Origin of the sequence: Cytobacillus kochii, from assembly GCF_044790165.1 — a bacterium.
Lineage (GTDB): Bacteria > Bacillota > Bacilli > Bacillales > Cytobacillaceae > Cytobacillus > Cytobacillus kochii.
This window is the reverse complement of sequence record NZ_CP085254.1, coordinates 720921-740056: the sequence shown is the minus strand read 5'-3', so window position 1 is coordinate 740056 and position 19136 is coordinate 720921. Positions and strand designations below refer to the sequence as shown.

Below are 19136 nucleotides of genomic sequence, written 5' to 3'. Positions count from 1 at the left end.
AAGTATGCTAGCGCATATCCATCCATATGTAGGTAATTAGATTTTTAATACTCAATGTAGGACAATCAGTGGTATTGTCCTTTTCTTATGTCACAAAAATGGTAAGTAAAAAAATAAAACGATTATCTATTAGATGCTCCACCCTAAAAATACCCCTACTATTCCTAGCAGGTTCTTTTATAACGGCTACAGTTATACTCAAACTACTTGGAATTTACTTTTGGAGAACTAGAAATAGAGTAATATCTCGGCTTTAAGGGATGTAATAGTTCGATATATGAATTGAACAGTATCTCGCATGCTTCATATTTTTCAAGTAAATCCAGGAATGAAACCTTTTTTGCATAATATCTTTGGCATAGTGTTCTTCTTCAATCATTAGATAAAAGCTCTTTCTTATGCGGTGGACAAACAGTCCAATTGCTCATTATTCTGATTTGAGTTCGAGTTGCAACCTCTTGCAACTCTACACGATGTTTCCTGAAACAGTTGTAGAAGCTATAGAAGGTGGTGCATGTGAACTTTATTTTATACCTGGAAATACTGAAGATATGGATACAAAGTGGTGTAAAATCACAAAACTTATTAATGAGAAAGAGCTTCATTTTACTTGGGAAGGACCAGACCAATTTGAGTCATTAATGAACAATGAAAATGAATTAACAAATGTTAATGTAAGTTTTATATCGATCAATGAGGACTATACCAAAGTGATTGTTGAACATAAGGATTTAAAGATAATGAGGACTGGACTGAAGCAATCAATTGGCACCATATGGCTTGGTCAGGAGTTCTTGATAGTCTAAAAGCTGCTCTTGAAAAGGGCGAAGGAACTTTATGTTGCCAACCTTAAAAAAGATTACATACACTGTCTAAATTTTTTTATATAGATGTAGTTTTTTTCTAAAAAACATGTAGAACCTACCTTATGTTGTAGCAATATTTCCCTTTTAGTATAAATGATTAGTCGTTATCCATAAAAAATACTTAAAGGTTATTTTATAGACTAATCTTTTATATAATTAAATATACTTTTATTATAAAATCAAAGGAGTGTATCAGAATGAATAACAAAACAGATGTCCTAGATAATGGGCCTTTTTTTCATGGTACTAAAGCAGAACTGAAAGTTGGAGATTTTTTAGAACCTCAACACTTATCAAATTACCAAGAGAAAAAATCGAACTATATATATTTTACTGCGACTTTAAATGCTGCTAAATGGGGTGCTGAACTAGCAAGGTCTAATTCAAAAGAAAGAATATATATCGTAGAACCACTAGGTGATTTTGAAAATGATCCGAACGTAACGGACAAGAGGTTTCCCGGAAACCCAACCCGTTCTTATCGATCTATATCTCCTTTGAAAATACTAGCTGAATTAGGCTCATGGGAAAGACATTCTGACGAAGAAATAAACCATATGCTTACATCTTTAAAAGAGTTAAGTGAACAAGGAAAAAATGTAATTTACGATTAATGCATAATATCTATAATTGAAAGAACACACATCAATGGTCCGAATCCGTCAAATTTTCATGATCTCCATATATAATTTTCCTCCCTCATTCTTGAGGGGATCTTTTCAAAAATTGGTCCATTTATTTAAGAAGTCTTCTTTTTTAAGATAGATTAACAGATTAAATTAAAAATGAGCCGGGTACAATACCGAACTCATTTTACCCAAGTTGCCTAATGAAATAACGGTGTCTAACTTTTAGGGGTCACTTCAAATTGGCAGCTTATCTTGAATATAGGCACCCTTTAGTCTAAGTATCTAAAGAAATTTTTAATTGCGTCCATACGTATCTTATGACTACAATCCTCGCAACAAAAAATCTTAGCCTTTTTTTCCTTAAATTGTTTATAATTTAAGGAACCTTCGTATACTCTGAATATACTTTTACAACTATAACAAAGTACCTCATAGTAAATCATTGGATCCTCCTAAGCGACACATTACTTTTTAGTTGATTTGTCGAAGATTGTAACCAGTTCTCTAGTATATTCCTGAACATCTAAATGTGACTTTCTCGTTAATTCAAGGGTAAACCCGTCAATGGCACTTCTTATTATTAACGCCATCACCCTTGCTGATGATCTGGTGAATTCTCTGAAAACTCCTTCTTGCATCCCCAGGGTAAGTATATTCTCAATTGGAAGTAAAATAGCTTCATCATGGTCGGCTGCAAACTGAAGTTTACCTTCCGCAGTTCTCATATTAGAAACCGTTTCTATAACAGCGAAAACATGCTGACGATTTTCATCTATAAATGTAAGGTTGGATTCAATATACACCCGAAGCATTTCTTTAGGAGATTTTTGAGCTTCTATTCTTGGAGCAATATAGGCTTGCCAAGCCAAATAGTATTCAATAGGTATTTGCTCCAATAATTCCTCTTTATTTGCAAAGTGATAAGAAATAACCCCCTTACTGATATTTGCACGTTTTGCAATTTGTCCCAAAGAGGCTTGAGCGTAACCTACTTCTGCGATTGTTTTAATCGCACATTCCACAATTTGTGCTCTACGGGCTTTTTCAATGAATGACATTTCTTTTTGATTAGTTGGTTTGTTTTTTTTACTCATATACTTATTTTAGTACAGCCGTACAAAAAGATAACCAAAAAAAATCATTTATTTGAAGATTATCTAAATGATTTATGATCACTTTTATGTAACTACCTGCAAGGTACGATTGTTGAACACAAATTAAACATCGATTTTCAACTAAACTACCCCGTTCGTATTATAAGATCAATCAGATATGAAAATATTTCTGGTTGACCATTTTTTATATGGTCTTATTATAACGGTAGCCGGGGTAAAACGTAACTGCCCGTGGGACTAAGATCCCGTTAGCTAAACAGTTTGCCCCCTACTTGTAGAAACATGATTGAGGTGGTTGGGACATAGATCTCGTATAACAAGCGAAGATTCTAGAAGCAACTGGACACTATCAGACACTAGTTGTCCAATATCTAGGAACGTGGATATTTATTAATTATTATTAATCCTTTAATTTCGTATACAGCATGGCCAAGATCAAAAAAAGTTAATTTAACACCCGATTATATTAAAGGACCCTGTAATTGCTATTTTGCTATTAATTTAGGCAAGTAATTGCATGAAATAAAAGATAATTTCCTTGTAGACCTTCTCAGAAGCACAAACAAAGAAAGTATTAAAAGAAAAAAGACTAATAATGAGAAATAAATTAATAGAGGGTAATAGTATCCACCTTCTTCAGATCAAAACCAAAGAGTGATATTGAATAGTAATAAAACATTTTGTGAAGTGTATATACTACAACTATGTTCCAAACAGGTAACCATGTTGGTTGCACTATATTGTGATTTCCTTAACTCGTAATCCCCCTTTTCTTGACGCTACCCCATGATAAGCATTTTTAATACACAGGTACTCGTTTCCATGACGTCAGTTATTGCAACTTTATTTCAAACTACATTAAACATATAAATAACCTACTTTTTGAATATACTTAGCTACCCACAGCAAATAAACTGTGCAGTAAAAGCCATACACCCTTTTACGTTCACAGTTTATATTACAATCCCTAATGAGTGAATAGTTCTTTTTTCACCAATCTATATGACCAAAAGAAGAAAAGAATATTAGGGAGAATAAATGTATTTTAATAATACGGTTACTAGAGGCCTTCTTGAGATCGCTCCTAGTATGACTGCACAGTGAGTAAGCCTTCAAGAATGGCTTCTTCGAGTAGAGTGATTGGCTCTGGAGACCGATCCGTGGAAAAATGATGCTCTGAAACTACTGAGGATACTATAAAAAGAAAACAACGTTTCTTTGTGAGATAATTATCATTAACTAAAAAGACTCTTCAATTCTCCGCAGAATTACAGAGTCCATTGTAGTGGGTTATTATTCAAAAGTCTTCTTACACAACTAAGTAGAGAATAGCTATACTGACTACCCCAACAATGAGGGATGCTATTAATCCCAAATATACTGGTTTTAATCCAATCTCTCTAATCTTTTTAAAATCGGCACCTAACCCTACACTGGCCATAGCCATTAGTATCATAAACTTTGAAACGAATGTGATATAGTGGGCAACCGATTCATTGAATACTCCAATAGTATTTAACACGGTCATAACTAGAAAACCTAGTAAGAACCACAATTTTGGGAATAAATCCTACCCATTTTGCAATCATCATTGTTATTAATATAAAGATAGGAGTGATAAACCTCTTCATTGACTAGATCTTCAAAATCACTTCCTTAGATTACAGCAGATACTCTGAAGACCGATCCGGAAGTTTAGCTGGAGGTCGTTGTCGGAGAAAACGGGAACGGGCTTCGTGGAGTAGCTGGAAAATGCTACTATGAAATGACTAAGTATACGATAAAAGAAAACAACGTTTCTTCGTGAGAAAATAGGTTGTTTTCTTCCTTTATTTAAATATTTAAGTAGTAAACTATTTAAAAGGAGCCAAGCTATCATTGATTCTATAGATTCTTCTTTTAAGCTCGACCAGGTGCAACACAAAAATCACTAATAATAGTAGTTTCATCTATATATTCAATCGAGAGAGTATCCTTATTCTGATAATTTATAAAGAGTTTGCAAAAAAGTCAGGTCATAGTCAACTGATTCAATGGTGATTCTGAAAGATCCCTTCAATTATGATGTGTATCATCGATTAAAAAGAATTAAAAAAGTATGGTTTAACGATCTAATTAACAAATGGTGTATCCTTTTTTATTTCAACACCCATATTTTTTTCATATATTTTAACGATAGCACATTGATCTTCATTAACATTACCTAATTCTTCCATTTCATTCATAATATCGAGAACTATTTTAGACATTGGTATTTCGACTTCTAATTCCTCAGCTAGTTTGATAGCATTCTTAAGATCTTTTTGATGAACTGCAATCCTAGCACTTGCTTCAAAGTTCCTACTCAGAATTTTAGGGACTTTAGCTGCAAATATAGGACTTCCAGCATATCCATCTTTTATGGCATTAAATAATGTTTCAGGATCAAGACCAGCCTTAACAGCAAACGCCAATCCCTCTGCCATAGCACCGAGATAACAACCTGCAATCATGTTATTGGCCAATTTTGCTATACTGCCACAACCTGATGTTCCCATATATGTAACGGAACTCCCCATATGGAGAAGTAACGGATTCACTTTATCAAAAACTACCTTATCTCCGCCACACATCATTACTAGTGTACCTGCAATGGCTCCTGCCTCTCCACCGCTCACTGGAGAGTCGAATAGATTTATTCCTGCTTTCCGTGCCTTCTCATACATTTCTCTAATCAGAGAGGGGGAAGTAGAGCTTAAGTCAACAATAATTGTCCCTTTTTTCCCTTTATCTATAATTTCTTGAATACTACTTTTTACAAGATCATTAGAAGGTAGGCAGAGAAAAATAATATCACAGCTTTGATAAATTTCATCTACATGGTCAAGGGATTTCCCGCCGTTCACTTTAAAAATACTACGCTTCTCTCTAAAAACATCATATCCTAGTATAGGATAATCACTGTTTTTCAGAAGATTTAATGCCATGGGTAATCCCATTACACCTAAACCTATAAAACCAATTCTCTTATTAATGGGTTTCACTCCCTTCTACTTTTTTTCTACCATCTTATTTATGGCATGGATGGCTCTATTTTCGGTCGCTAATGCTGCTTCTCTTACAGCCTCTGTTAATGTAGGATGTGCATGGATCGTTTCGATTAAATCTTCAATAGTGGCCTCCATACCAATCGCAAGTGCGCATTCGGCAATAAGATCAGTTGCTCTTGTTCCTAAAATATGAACACCCAGGACTTCTCTATACTCTTTGCCGAGAATGACTTTGACCATGCCTTCTCCGCCATTCATTATAAGTGCCTTTCCATTAGCCATAAGAGGGAAATGACCTACTATATAATCAATTCCTTCTTCTTTTGCCTTTTCTTCCGTCAATCCAACCCCTGCAAATTCAGGATTTGTAAAGATGCAGGAAGGAACTGTTTTACCGTTATAGAAAGTTTCCAAACCCATTGCGTTTTCGGCAGCTACCTCTCCCTGAGCAGAAGCAACATGTGCTAACATAACTTCTCCTAAACAGTCGCCAATTGCATAGACATTCTTAATATTTGTTTCCAATTTATGATTCGTTTTAATTCTACCTCTATCGTTCTCAATACCGGCTTTATCTAGATTTAATTCTGCTGTATTGGCTCTTCTTCCAACAGCAACCAGTACCTTCTCTGCTTCAAAGCTTATTAATTCGCCTTTGTATTCCACATTCACTTTAGCTCCTATAGGCGTGGAGTCAACAGATTGTACTTTTGCTTCTGTATAAATGTCAATCCCGCTTCTTTCCAATTTATTTCTTAATAGGGAAGTTAATTCTTCTTCCATCAATGGAAGAATTTTAGGTAGTGCTTCAATGATGGTTACTTTTGTACCGAATTGACTGTATATAGATGCAAATTCAACACCGATGACCCCGCCTCCGATGATAAGAAGTGATTTAGGAACTTCATTAAGGGAGAGGGCACCTGTAGAATCAATGCAATTCTCATTTTCTTTCACACCTGGAATTAGCGGTATAGCCGGAACGGATCCAGTTGCAAGAATGATTTTCCCGTCACCCATGATTTCTTTTGTCCCATCTACCTTGGTCACGGACAGTGTATCGGGAGAGACAAATTGGGCCGTTCCATTTATTATTTTAATTTTATTTGCTTTTATTAACCCGTTTATCCCATTTACAAGCTGACTGGAGATACTATCCTTTTTTTCCAATACCTTTTTCCAATCAAAACCATTTACATTCACATTAATGCCAAAGTCTTTGGCATGATTAGCTTCCGCTAATAAATCCGCAGAGTGAAGCAGTACTTTCGTAGGGATACACCCAACATTTAAGCAGGTACCACCTAATTTACTTTTTTCAATTAATGTTACTCTTCCGCCTAGTTGGGCCGCTCTAATAGCGGCCACATATCCACCAGGACCTCCTCCAACTACAATGACTTCTTGGTTTTCGTTTGACAAATTCACCATACCTCCTTGTGGATATAGACGCTTTTGTAAATTCCACTCATTTTTTATTAAAAAGAGCTTTTTTTAAGATTAGAGAAGAATATTCATAGGTTCTTCAATAAATTTCTTTATACCTTGTTGGAATACAGCCGCTGCTGATCCATCAAGAAGTCGGTGATCAAATGTTAAAGATATAGTCATTACTTGTTTCTTAAATACATTTCCTTCATCATCTATATCCAATTCAATTTGAATCGTATTGACTCCAAGAATTGCTGCATCTGGTTGATTAATGATAGGAGTAAAGGATGTAACGCCGTACATACCTAAGTTAGTGATGGTAAATGTGGAACCTGAATATTCATCCATATTGAGTTTTCCTTCGCGTGCCCTTACAGCTAGATCTTTTGCTGTTTCGGATAATTCTTCAATTCCCATTTTATCTGCATCCTTTATAACGGGGACAATAAGACCCTCATCTAATGAAACTGCCATCCCCAGATTGACATGAGCTCGTTGAATAATCTTGTCGCCATCTAGACTTACTAAAATGTTTTTATTCTTTTTCAGTACTTTAGCTACCGCTTTTAGTATAAAATCATTGACTGATAATTTTGTTTCTCTACTTGCATTCAGTTGCTTCCTGAATTCCATTAACTTGGTCACGTCAATTTTGACATCTTGAGTGACAACAGGAATCTCATTGTGGGACTTGTACATTCTTTCCGCTATTGTTTTTCTGATTCCGGTAAGTTTCACGACTGTATCGCCATCCATTAATTCGATGCTTCCAACTTGTGTTGTAGCAGATTCTGCAACAGCTACTGCAGCAGGTGATGTTGGCTCTTCAGCCTTTTTTAGGATATCCTGTTGAATAATTCTTCCTCCAGGTCCCGTTCCGATTAGATTTGTAAAATCGATTCCCATTTTTTTTGCCGTTTTTCTGGCGAAAGGAGAGATTTTGATCCTCCCTCCAGACCTTGCTGGTAAGGAAACAACTGTTTCTTCAACTTTCACTTCCGCTTCAACAACGGCTTCTTCTTCCACAGCCGTAGCGCTTTCATCAACTACACCTACAGCTTCACCTGGTTCCCCTATGTAAGCTAATAGACCTTTTACAGGAATATCTTCTCCTTCTTGTGCCACTATCTTTAATAGGACGCCATCTACTTCACTTTCAACTTCGCTTGTTAATTTATCGGTTTGAATCTGTACAATAGGTTCTCCGATCTTTACTTCGTCACCTTCTTGCTTTAGCCATTCGTCTAGGGTTCCTTCTTCCATCGTAAGACCTAACTGTGGCATTCTAATTTCAACAGCCATATCTATTATCCTCCAAACTCTCATTTATTCAACTTTCAATCTAGCAATCTTTGAAATTAACAATTTAACGCATAAGTCACGGATTTACTTAATACTTTCTTAACAGAACTCACAATATCATCCACTTGTGGGAAATTTGCATCCTCTAGCGGCGGACTGAAAGGAGATACGATATTAAGTCCAGCTACCCTTTCAACTGGTGAATCTAATTCATCAAAAAGTTCTTCCATAATTTGGGCGCTAATCTCGCCACCAAAACCGCCTCTTTTTACTCCTTCTTCCACCACGACTACATTATGTGTTTTTAAAACAGATTTTTTTATTGCTTCCCAATCAAGGGGAACTAATGTACGAAGATCTAACACTTCTGCATAGATACCTGACTTTTCTAATTCCTTAGCAGCATCTAGGGCAAAATAAACCTGCCTGCTCCATGTAATAATCGTTACGTCTTTTCCTTCTCTTTTAACATCTGCTTCACCTAGTGGAATTACGTATTCGCCTTCAGGTACCTGTTCCTTCTTAGCATAAAGAAGTTTGTGCTCAAGGAAGATAACAGGGTCATTATCTCTTATAGCTGCTTTCATTAAACCCTTTGCATCTTTTGCAGTTGATGGACAAACTACTTTTAAACCAGGGATATGGGCAAATAATGCTTCTAAACATTGTGAATGCTGTCCAGCATTTCTTCTTCCTGCTCCCATGGGTGCCCGAATCACCATGGGAATTGTCATTTGGCCACCAGTCATATAACGTAACTTTGCGGCTTGGTTCATAACTGGGTCTAGACTCACACTAATAAAGTCATTGTACATTAATTCAACCACTGGTCGAATTCCTCTCATAGCCGCACCTACTGCCATTCCTGTAAAGCCTAATTCTGAAATAGGTGTTTCAACCACTCGTTCTGGACCGAATTCATCTAAAAATCCTAATGTTAAAGCAAATGGGCTACCCATTTTCCCTAAATCTTCGCCCACCATAATGACATTTTCATCTCTTGCCATTTCTTCATGCATTCCCTCTCTAATAGCCGCACTAATACTTATTTTTTTACTCATCGTACAACACTCCTTTCGTTATCTTGAGAATATACATCCGTTGTTACTTCACTGAGATCAGGATATGGAGAATTAACGGCAAATTCATATGCTTCTTCAATTTCCTTTTTCATCGCTTCATCAACTTCTATTATTTCTGCTTCGGTTACATCGTTTTCAAGCAAGTATTCTTTGAATCTCTTAATAGCATCTTTTTTATAGGCTTCTTCGATATATTCCTTTGGACGATAGCTTGAAGGATCACCACAATAATGTCCTTCATGCCTAAACGTTTCACACTCTATGATGGATGGACCGTTTCCTGCTCTTGCATATTCAACAGCTTCTTTAACAGCTTCATACACGGTCAATACATTATTGCCATCTACTGTTTTACCTGGGATATCATAAGCCGCCGCTCTTACAGCTAGGGTAGGTGTGTTTGTTACTGATTTGATGTCAACCGAAACGCCAAGGCCATTATTTTCGATTAGATATACAACGGGAAGCTTCCATGTGGCAGCCATATTAATGGATTCATGGAATGCTCCAGTGTTCGCACCAGAGTCACCGAAGAAACAAAGGGTTACTTCATCCGCTCCTTTAATTTTTGAAGCTAAAGCAGACCCTGTAGCAATTGGAATCCCTGCACCAACAATACCGTTAGCACCAAGAATTCCTAAGTTCACATCCACAATATGCATGGATCCACCTTTTCCACCACAATAGCCTGTTGCTTTCCCAAAAAGCTCCGCCATTGTCTTATCTGTTTTGGCTCCCTTTCCAATACAATGACCATGCCCACGGTGTGTACTTGTAATAAAGTCCGTTTTCTCCAGAGCATAGTTAGCACCAACTGCTGTCGCTTCTTGCCCAATACAGAGGTGGATATTTCCTGCTAACATCCCTTTGTTAAAGCATTCTCCTGCTTTTGTTTCAAAAGTTCTGATTCTCACCATTTCTTCATACAATTTAACTAAAAATTCTTTTGAATATTTATTTTCTGTTTCAATACTACTTTTTAAATTAACCAATTTCTCCACACCTTTCTGAACGTTAAATTTTTTAATAGGCAAAAGGTAAACTTTTATCATACAGAGGTACCTATTTATTTCTAAACTCATTTTGGCATTTTTTGGTAAACTATTTCTTTTTAATTGAAATCGCTTACAAATTTAATCCGCCATATCTGTTCAAGTCTTCAGCTGAAAGGTTTTCATTTTTCAACCAAATTTTGAATTCAAAAATATTAAATGCAATTACTGTGCCAAAATTTAAAATAATCTAATCCTTATTAAAAATTGGTACTTTTTTGATAAAAATCAAAAAACATAAAAAGATGTCAAAACATTTATTGTTTTGGCATCTTTTTATTAAAATCCTATAAATTACAACCCATATCGTTTTTTCTTACGAGCTAAGGTAGTAAGATCAATTCCTAAAACATCTGCACAGCGCCTCATAGGACGATATTTTGCTAGATAGTGAGAAAGAACTTTTTTCTCATAGTCATCCATTAAGCTTTTTAGATGAACGTCTGGATTTTCGACTATAGAATCCTCCAACAGATTATCATCTGTATGATTGATTTTATTACGAATATTAGCTGGAATAAAGGTCTCGTTCACCACATTACCATCTGAAACAATCATGAGCCTCTCTACTAAATTTTTTAATTCACGAATATTCCCTGGCCAATCATAAGAGAGAAAGAATTTAATGCTGCTCGGTGAGAAAGACTTGTTGAACTGGTGTTTTTCGTTAAACATTTTTAGAAAATGTTCAATTAGGACGATGATATCATCCGGTCTCTCTCGAAGAGGTGGAATCGTAATGGACAATACATTTAAGCGAAAATAAAGATCCTGTCTAAACTTTTTTTCTCGGATCATTTTTTCTAAATCGGCATTGGTTGCTGCAATGACTCTCACATCTATTGGTATCTCCTTGGTTCCACCGATTCTCTGAATTTTCATATCTTGCAATACTCCTAGTAATTTCACTTGAAGTGATAAAGGCATTTCACCAATTTCATCTAAAAATATTGTACCGCTATTTGCTACTTCAAATAACCCTGCTTTACCATTGCGATTAGCACCGGAAAAGGCACCTGCTTCGTATCCAAATAGTTCTGATTCCAATAGCTGCTCAGGAATGGCTCCACAGTTGATTTTTACAAAAGGGCCACTATTGGCTCGAGTATCAATATTATGTATGTAATTGGCTAAAACATCTTTCCCAGACCCGGACTCACCTAATATTAAAATAGGTGTATTCACTTTAGAAAACTTCTGAGCCAGAATAATAATGTTTTCCATCAATGTGCTTTGATAAATGATTTGATTACCACTTGTTTGTTGGACTTCTTGTAGGGTTTGTCGATAAGACTCAGATAATGCATAGGTTTCGTCTAGTTGATGTTTTAATTTATTCAATTCTGTTATATCTCTAATATTTTGAAAGGTATACATAAGGCTTCCATTATTATCCAAAATAGGTGTAGCCGATATTAAAGCTTCAACCCCTGTAGAATATTTAACTGATTTTGTAATCGTCACTCCTTTTGAGATAGCCTCAATGGATGCAGAATCTTCCATCCAACCATTTTTGATCAATTCTTCCGCTGTATAGTTATCTAACTGAGAAGGCAGTAACCCTGACATTTGTAAAAAAGATTGGTTATACCATATGGTTTGTCCTTTTGCATTGGTAATTGTTACACCATCAAATGAACTTCCAATAATTTTGCGAAATAAAAATTCTGGTCTATCCTTTAAAAGATTTTCTAAATGTTTCATCTAAATCCCTCCTCTGCTTCTATAAGCATAAAGAAATATGGCAACTTTGCTATAATTATAGCAAAATTGCCAATGCGTTTATGCAATTTTTTATATACTTTGAATATTATATTTATCTTAATACCTTTTGTTTTTCTCTACTTAATGGCCTCTGCATTTTGGCGAATTTCTATTACCTTCACTATGTTTTTTCTAGCAAAATAATTGGAAATCCAAGAACCCACGGAAAGATTAATAATCATATTGATTATCGGTGCAATGGCCGCTAATTCACCAATAAAATCAAAGGCTAGAATTGCTGCTAAAGCACTGTTACATAAGCCAACTTGAAAGAGAATGGCACGTGAATCCTCTTCACTAATTGATAATTTTTTGGAAATAAAATAGGACGCAATCATCGGAAAGACCACTTGAATAAAAATAGCTAAACATAAAATAGGCAGAATGCTTATCTCTTGTTGAATGGACTCCCTGCCATTGCCAACAATAATGTGGACAGTTAGGAGCAACGCAAGAGAAGATCCAAATTTTGTTGCTGATTTGGCGTGATATTTAGAATCGGGAAAACTTCTTTGTATAACAATTCCAGCACTTAAGGGTAGAACAACAATGAGTAAGAAAGACTTCAACAAATCAAAGAAGGAAATGGTCACTGAAGCATCTGTTATTCCAAACAGTGAAAGTGGAGTAACAATGGGACTTATCGCAACATCTATTAAAGTTGAAACAATAACAAGCGAAGTATTTCCTCCTGCTAGGAAAGTATAGAGTGTTGCAGCCGTTGCACTTGGGACTGTACCTGATAAAATGAATCCTGCAGCAATTTCTGGCTTGGAAGAGAAAAATAAGTAGGCCATTCCTATGGAAATAAAAACGGTTATCGTCCATTTAAGAAACGAAGCCATGAAAAGCTCTCTTTTTTTTCTTCTAATTCCTTTTATCACATCTAATTCCATAGATAAACCTGTGAAAAATATGACGATCCCAAGTAGTAGACTCGGAATCCATGACGGTACTTTTAAATAATACGATGAAAAGTAAGTAATGACAGAGATTAATAGAATTAATACAGGTAATCTTTTCGACAAAAATTCCGTTAACCATTTCATTTTTTCTCCCTCCTTATTTTTCCAATTATTAAATTTTTCATTGTGATTAATAAGAATTATAAAAGAAATAACTATAAAAACATATAAAAATATTCAAATATTTCAGAAATAATCACTTATCATTTATGGGTTAATAACATAATAACAGCAGGGGTTTAATAGTAAAAAATACTATTTCCAACATAGCTATAGGTTAAATGTTTCTATGAAAATAAATATTGACTTTATTATAAATATTCTGTAAAAATGAAACTGTAGTTTCACTTTTACAGAATATTGTAATAATTTATGGTATCAATTTTTTTGGTAGAGGGGGAGATGATGAATATTGAACAAAAAAGGGTAAAGTCAGCAGAAAATACCTTAATGATTTTAGAATTAATTGCAGAAAAACCTCGTTCTTTTTCTGAACTTATTGTTTTAATGAATAGTAATAAAGCTACCGTATTTAGATTGATTACAACACTAGAAAATCAAGGGTATATTTATAAAAATCAAAAGGATTTTTATCAGCTGACATTAAAACTCTATTCATTAGGTAAGAAGGAAATTGAGAGACATGACTTGCTCGAAGTAGCTAAACCTTTTTTATTAAAGCTTGTAAAAGATGTAAAAGAGACAGTAGTGATTTCTATTTTTACAAAGGATATGGTTTATTATTTAGATAAGATTGAATGGAATTCGGCACTAAGAATTGTGGTGGAACCAGGGCGAACTGCTCCGCTTTATTGTGTAGCAAGCGGTAAGTTATACTTGTCTCATTTTAGTGACGAAGAACTAGATGACTATTTTAATAGACAGCTATTAAAATCCTTTACGGTTAATACGATTACAAGTATTGACACATTGAAAAATGAAATTGTAAAAATTAGAGAACAGGGTTTTGCAATAGATAATGAAGAATGGGAAGAGTACCTGCGGGGGATTGCCTTTCCGATTTATGATTATACAAATAAAATGATAGCTTCATTAAGTATTTCGGGGGTTTCCTATCGTTTTTCAGAAGAAAAAATATTCTCCATTGTTGATGAAGTTTCTCTAATTACAAAGAAAATATCTGAACTATTAGGCTATATAAACAGAAAGGAAGAGGGGATTAAAAAATGAGAAAAAGAAAGTTATCTTTTTTATTTATTGTAAGCGCTATCTTTTCTCTGTTTATCGCAGGGTGTAGTAGCGGCTCAACTAATGCAAATGGTGAACAGGAATTGGATTTGAAAATGTCCATTACTATATCAAATACATCTACTTGGTATAAGGCTGCAGAACAATTTTCAAATGAAGTAAAAGAAAATACTGATAGTCGAATCAATATTAAAATATATCCTAACGAACAGTTAACTGGTGGAGACTCAGGAAAAACAGTCGAAAGTTTATCAAAAGGAACAGTTGATCTTACATATAACTCAACGATCATTTATTCCATCTTAAATGACAAATTAGGCGTGCTTAGTGCACCATTCCTATTTAAAGATGGGGCAGATGTTGATTCCAAGTTAGCTGGCGAAGGCGGAGAAGCAATCAAGCAGATCATTCGTGACTTTGGCGTTGAACCATTAGGTTTCGGGGAAAACGGATTTAGACAAGTAACAAATAGTGTTAGAGAAATTAAAACTCCAGAAGATATTGAAGGTCTAAAAGTTCGTATTCCTGGAATTAAAATGTATACAGACCTATGGACTTCTTATGGTGCAAACCCAGCAACTATGACGATGTCTGAAGTTTTCACTGCTTTACAAACAGGAACGGTTGATGGGCAGGAAAATCCTATTGATGTTATTCACTCTTCTAAACTTCAAGAGGTTCAAAAGTACACCACTATGTGGAACTACTCTTACGACCCGCTTATTTTAGGTATGAACAAAAAATTATATGACTCTTTAAGTAATGAAGACAAACAAATTATTCAAACGGCTGCTGAAAATGCAAATAAATTTCAAATTGAGCTTGCAAGAGAAACTGAAAAAGAACAAATTAAGGAAATGGAAGAAGCCGGAGTTAAATTCTACTACCCAACAGAAGAGGAACTGGCTGCATTTAAAGAAAAGGCTCAGCCTATCTATAATCAATACAAAGATGTATGGGGAGAAGATCTGCTTAATTTATTCTTAGAAAAATAAAAATCCGTAAAAAAATAGGGTGTGATATTATGTCAAAAGCGCTTTCTATTCTAGAGAATACTTTGCTAATATTTGGTGCAGCAATTATGTGTATTATTACATTTGTTAATGTTGTATCCAGATACATAACTGGAACTTCATTCTCGTTTACGGAAGAAATCACGATCAATATATTAGTTCTTGTCGTTTTTGTTGGAGCTTCAGTTGGGGTGAGAAATGGTGCTCACCTCGGCTTTACCCTCATTTTCGATCGTGCAAATCTTCCATTTAAAAAAATTCTATGTATTTTCACTGGTCTAATAGTCGTGAGTATATTTGGTCTATTTACTTACTATGGAATCGATATGTTTCTATATCAAATGTCTATTAATCAAATGACACCTGCATTAGGATGGCCGCAATGGATCTATTCAGCTGGATTTGCTTTAGGCTGCCTATTATGTGTTATACGTACCATTGAAGCTAGTGTTAAGGAGTACAAAAATTTACAATTAGAAAGCGAATGATGCATATGATAGCTGTTATACTCTTCGGAGTGTTTTTTCTCCTTTTATTATTAAGAGTACCAATTGCAATTGCCTTGGGCTCAGCATCTGTTGTAGCACTTTTAACATCAATGGGGACAAGTTCACTTGGTTTAATTGCAGATATTATGTATACAAGTGTTGCAAAATTCACACTACTAGCTATTCCATTTTTCATCATAGCAGGTGTAATTATGGATTACTCAGGTATCTCTAAACGACTGATCAATTTTGCCGATACCTTTGTCGGACATAAGAAACATGGAATAGCACTAGTGACTGTTATTACCGCATTATTCTTTGCAGCTATTTCTGGATCTGGCCCGGCGACTGTTGCCGCAATTGGTGGAATCTTAATTCCTGCCCTTGTGAAAAATGGCTATAAAAAAGAATCTGCTGCTGCTTTATTAGCTGGAACAGGCGCCACAGGGATTGTTATTCCTCCAAGTATTGCTTTGATAGTGTTCGCCGTTGTTGCTGGGGACCAACTTAGTGTATCGATTGGAAGAATGTTTATTGCAGGGGTGATTCCAGGGATTTTAATGGGTATTGCTTTTTACATAGCCGCTATCTATGTGAAGAAGAAAGATACAAAGGACTTATTGCGTGAAGCACAAAAGAATGGCATCACATTTGAGATTGCTGTCAGTAGAGAAGTAGCCTCTCCAAAGGAAAGATTAATTGCATTCAAAGATGCTATTTGGGGATTACTTGTTCCAGTAATTATTTTGGGTGGTATTTATGGAGGGATCTTTACACCAACTGAATCCGCAGTTGTAGCTGTATTTTATGGTTTATTTGTCGGATTATTCATCTACAAAGAACTCAAATGGAAAGATATTAAAAACATTTTAATTGATTCCAGTGTACAAACAGCAGTAGTCATGCTTATCATTGCTGCAGCGTCTCTATTTGCATATGTTATCACGACAGAACAAATTGCTGACATCATCTCAAGTGCCTTACTTGGAATTACAGAAAATAAAATTATTATCTTAATTTTTGTAAATATCATCCTTTTAATTGCAGGGATGTTTATGGATGCAGTTTCCGCATACTATATCTTTGTTCCAATTTTATTACCAATTATGATTGTATTAAATGTTGACCCAACTGTTTTTGGACTATTTATGACTGTTAACCTTGCTATTGGATTATTTACACCGCCTGTAGGTGCAAATCTATTTGTTGCCTGTGGAGTTGCGAATATATCTCTCGCCAAGATTTCAAAAGCAGTTTTACCATTTGTATTTGCCTCCCTTATTGTCTTAATACTGGTTACTTATGTACCAATTATTTCAACATTTCTACCAGATTTATTAGGTATAAAATAGATAGACTTTCCATAGGTGTAGATTGATATTAAAAAGGATTTTTATTTCAAAATATTTATATTATTTTAGAATTAAAAATATATGGAGGTGTAGAAAATGGATAAACAAACTGAAGGCTCTGCAATGGTGGGGCGTCGTTCTCAGTCAGTATATGATAATAAAAGAGGCATTATTATGGGGTATTTAGCTCCTGGTGAAGACTTACTCACTGGATTAAAGAAAGTATGTCAAGAACATCAAGTAATAGCAGGTACCATTAATTGTATTGGTTCATTATCGCATGTGTCTATTATTCAATTAGACTATGAAGATGATCATATATTTTATACAAACCCAACTCATTGGGATACACCCGTTGAGTTGCTTTCAGGGCATGGCGTTCTTGGTAAGAAAGAAAACGGTGAACTGGATATTCACTTTCACGGTGTCTTTGTTGATCATCGCAAGACCATCAACGGAGGACATTTTCTAGAAGGAACCAATACGGTAGCTATTACCATTGAATACACCATTTATGTAACAGATGAGATTCAACCTGTTAGGAAATTTGATGAGTCTACAGGATTTACACTTTTTAATTTCTATAATAAAAGTGATGTTCAATAAATTAAAAAATATATTTTATTCTAATCTAAGAAATCTATTCGGGGGAGTTTTATGGTATGGGTGAAACAATGAAGTGCGTAGTTAAAACCAAGCCAGAACCAGGAAATCTTGAATTATGTGAAAGGCCGATACCTAAACCGGGTCCAGGGGAAATACTAATTAAGGTTCGTTTAGCAGCCATTTGCGGTACCGATGTCCATATCAAAGAGTGGGATTCATTTGCTGCTGCAAGGTTGAGTCCCCCGGTAACCATTGGTCATGAATTTTGTGGTGAAATTGTTGAAATTGGACAAGGTGTTGATCCATCTAGAATAGGTAAACTGGTATCTGCTGAAAGTCATGTTGTCTGCGGTCATTGTGATTTATGTAAGGACGGATTGGCCCATGTATGTATTAATACCACTTGCATCGGATTGCACTTTGACGGGGCTTTTGCCGAGTACGTAGTGATACCAGATCAAAATGCTATCGATTGTAATCCTAAGATCCCTGAGGAAGTCAATGCACTCCTTGAACCATTAGGTATTGCCGTCCATGCAGCCTCAAAGGTCGAAATTGCAGGGAAATCTGTTGCTGTAGTTGGTTGTGGTCCTATCGGTCTCATGGCGGTTGCAGTAGCCAAAAAGATGGGCGCTAGTAAAGTCATTGCTGTTGAAACCAATGACTACCGTGCAGACACTGCTATCAAGATGGGGGCTGATATTGCGATTAATCCACTAAGAGAGGATACCACGAAAAGTATCAGAAATGCTACTAAAAGTATAGGTCCCGAAGTAATCTTAGAGTTTTCTGGTAGTAAACAAGCAATCATGGAAGAAACAGAATACATAAGAAAAGGCGGTGCCATTGTTGTAGTCGGTCTTCCTTCAGGTGAAATCGGTCTAGATTTCGAGAAAATATTCTATAGTGGCGTTAGCATGTATGGTATTTCCGGTAGAGAACTTTACCGTACTTGGAATATCATGTTTGGCCTGTTGGATGCTGGATTGGAAATTACGGAATGTATCAGTGATATACTACCTCTTGAGGATTTTGAAAAGGGATTTGATTTGATACAGTCCGGGAAGGCCTTAAAAGTCCTTCTTAAGCCATAACAAGACATAAATATGTAAATTTAGGGTCTCCCAAGTCTCATAAGGTGTATTTATACTTGGGGGCCAGCCAACTAAACGCGGAAAACCTACGTTAATACATTTTATGGAAGATAAAAAAAGAATCGAAAAAGAAATGAGC

At 35.4% G+C, this 19136-nt stretch carries 19 protein-coding genes; 8 read left to right on the top strand and 11 right to left on the bottom strand.

Annotated elements, in window-relative coordinates:
- Nucleotides 1–203: 203 nt before the first annotated feature.
- Nucleotides 204–326, bottom strand: coding sequence for a hypothetical protein (locus LG276_RS04005; RefSeq protein ID WP_373370944.1), 123 nt, complete (start codon nt 324–326; stop codon nt 204–206).
- Nucleotides 327–398: 72 nt separating this feature from the next.
- On the opposite strand from LG276_RS04005, the gene LG276_RS04000 reads away from it, so the two are divergent.
- Nucleotides 399–806, top strand: coding sequence for a hypothetical protein (locus LG276_RS04000; protein WP_251162801.1), 408 nt, complete (start codon nt 399–401; stop codon nt 804–806).
- Between the two features lie 257 nt (nt 807–1063).
- Complete coding sequence (arr, locus tag LG276_RS03995) at nt 1064–1480, top strand: NAD(+)--rifampin ADP-ribosyltransferase (protein WP_251162802.1); 417 nt, start codon at nt 1064–1066, stop codon at nt 1478–1480.
- A gap of 284 nt (nt 1481–1764) precedes the next feature.
- On the opposite strand, the gene LG276_RS03990 is transcribed toward arr, so the two are convergent.
- From LG276_RS03990 to LG276_RS03945, 10 genes are all read right to left on the bottom strand, one after another.
- A complete protein-coding gene (locus LG276_RS03990; protein WP_251162803.1) occupies nt 1765–1938 on the bottom strand; it encodes a DUF2197 domain-containing protein in 174 nt (57 codons plus the stop codon).
- Nucleotides 1939–1959: 21 nt separating this feature from the next.
- The gene (locus LG276_RS03985) at nt 1960–2589 is read right to left on the bottom strand and encodes a TetR/AcrR family transcriptional regulator (RefSeq protein ID WP_251162804.1); all 630 of its coding nucleotides are present in this window, start codon (nt 2587–2589) and stop codon (nt 1960–1962) included.
- 1330 nt (nt 2590–3919) lie between these two features.
- Complete coding sequence (locus LG276_RS03980) at nt 3920–4165, bottom strand: putative sulfate exporter family transporter (protein ID WP_285840915.1); 246 nt, start codon at nt 4163–4165, stop codon at nt 3920–3922.
- Nucleotides 4166–4721: 556 nt separating this feature from the next.
- Nucleotides 4722–5633 carry an NAD(P)-binding domain-containing protein gene (locus LG276_RS03975; protein WP_251162806.1) on the bottom strand — a complete coding sequence of 304 codons (912 nt, stop codon included), beginning with the start codon at nt 5631–5633 and terminating at the stop codon, nt 4722–4724.
- 6 nt (nt 5634–5639) lie between these two features.
- A complete protein-coding gene (lpdA, locus tag LG276_RS03970; protein ID WP_251162807.1) occupies nt 5640–7061 on the bottom strand; it encodes a dihydrolipoyl dehydrogenase in 1422 nt (473 codons plus the stop codon).
- Nucleotides 7062–7139: 78 nt separating this feature from the next.
- The gene (locus tag LG276_RS03965) at nt 7140–8372 is read right to left on the bottom strand and encodes a dihydrolipoamide acetyltransferase family protein (RefSeq protein WP_251162808.1); all 1233 of its coding nucleotides are present in this window, start codon (nt 8370–8372) and stop codon (nt 7140–7142) included.
- Nucleotides 8373–8428: 56 nt separating this feature from the next.
- Nucleotides 8429–9433, bottom strand: a complete 1005-nt coding sequence (locus LG276_RS03960; RefSeq protein ID WP_251162809.1) for an alpha-ketoacid dehydrogenase subunit beta — start codon at nt 9431–9433, stop codon at nt 8429–8431.
- Nucleotides 9430–10446: a thiamine pyrophosphate-dependent dehydrogenase E1 component subunit alpha gene (locus tag LG276_RS03955; protein ID WP_373370938.1), complete on the bottom strand. Its 1017-nt coding sequence runs from the start codon at nt 10444–10446 to the stop codon at nt 9430–9432. Before LG276_RS03955 ends, LG276_RS03960 begins: the two co-directional genes overlap by 4 nt.
- A 354-nt stretch (nt 10447–10800) precedes the next feature.
- Entirely contained in the window at nt 10801–12210 is a 1410-nt protein-coding gene (locus tag LG276_RS03950) for a sigma-54-dependent Fis family transcriptional regulator (RefSeq protein ID WP_251162810.1), read from the bottom strand.
- Nucleotides 12211–12347: 137 nt separating this feature from the next.
- Nucleotides 12348–13319, bottom strand: coding sequence for a bile acid:sodium symporter family protein (locus LG276_RS03945; RefSeq protein ID WP_251162811.1), 972 nt, complete (start codon nt 13317–13319; stop codon nt 12348–12350).
- A 321-nt stretch (nt 13320–13640) separates the two neighbouring features.
- Between LG276_RS03945 and LG276_RS03940 the strand changes: the two genes are divergently transcribed.
- The 6 genes from LG276_RS03940 to tdh all read left to right on the top strand — a co-directional run bounded on the left by LG276_RS03940 (nt 13641) and on the right by tdh (nt 18997).
- Nucleotides 13641–14426, top strand: a complete 786-nt coding sequence (locus LG276_RS03940) for an IclR family transcriptional regulator (RefSeq protein WP_404293610.1) — start codon at nt 13641–13643, stop codon at nt 14424–14426.
- Entirely contained in the window at nt 14423–15439 is a 1017-nt protein-coding gene (locus tag LG276_RS03935) for a DctP family TRAP transporter solute-binding subunit (RefSeq protein WP_251162813.1), read from the top strand. The genes LG276_RS03940 and LG276_RS03935 overlap by 4 nt, the downstream gene beginning before the upstream one ends.
- A 29-nt stretch (nt 15440–15468) precedes the next feature.
- The gene (locus tag LG276_RS03930) at nt 15469–15945 is read left to right on the top strand and encodes a TRAP transporter small permease (protein WP_251162814.1); all 477 of its coding nucleotides are present in this window, start codon (nt 15469–15471) and stop codon (nt 15943–15945) included.
- Nucleotides 15946–15950: 5 nt separating this feature from the next.
- The gene (locus LG276_RS03925) at nt 15951–17297 is read left to right on the top strand and encodes a TRAP transporter large permease (RefSeq protein ID WP_251162845.1); all 1347 of its coding nucleotides are present in this window, start codon (nt 15951–15953) and stop codon (nt 17295–17297) included.
- Between the two features lie 96 nt (nt 17298–17393).
- Entirely contained in the window at nt 17394–17903 is a 510-nt protein-coding gene (locus LG276_RS03920) for a PPC domain-containing DNA-binding protein (protein WP_251162815.1), read from the top strand.
- A gap of 68 nt (nt 17904–17971) precedes the next feature.
- Nucleotides 17972–18997: an L-threonine 3-dehydrogenase gene (gene tdh / locus LG276_RS03915; RefSeq protein ID WP_251162816.1), complete on the top strand. Its 1026-nt coding sequence runs from the start codon at nt 17972–17974 to the stop codon at nt 18995–18997.
- The last annotated feature ends 139 nt before the right edge of the window (nt 18998–19136 follow it).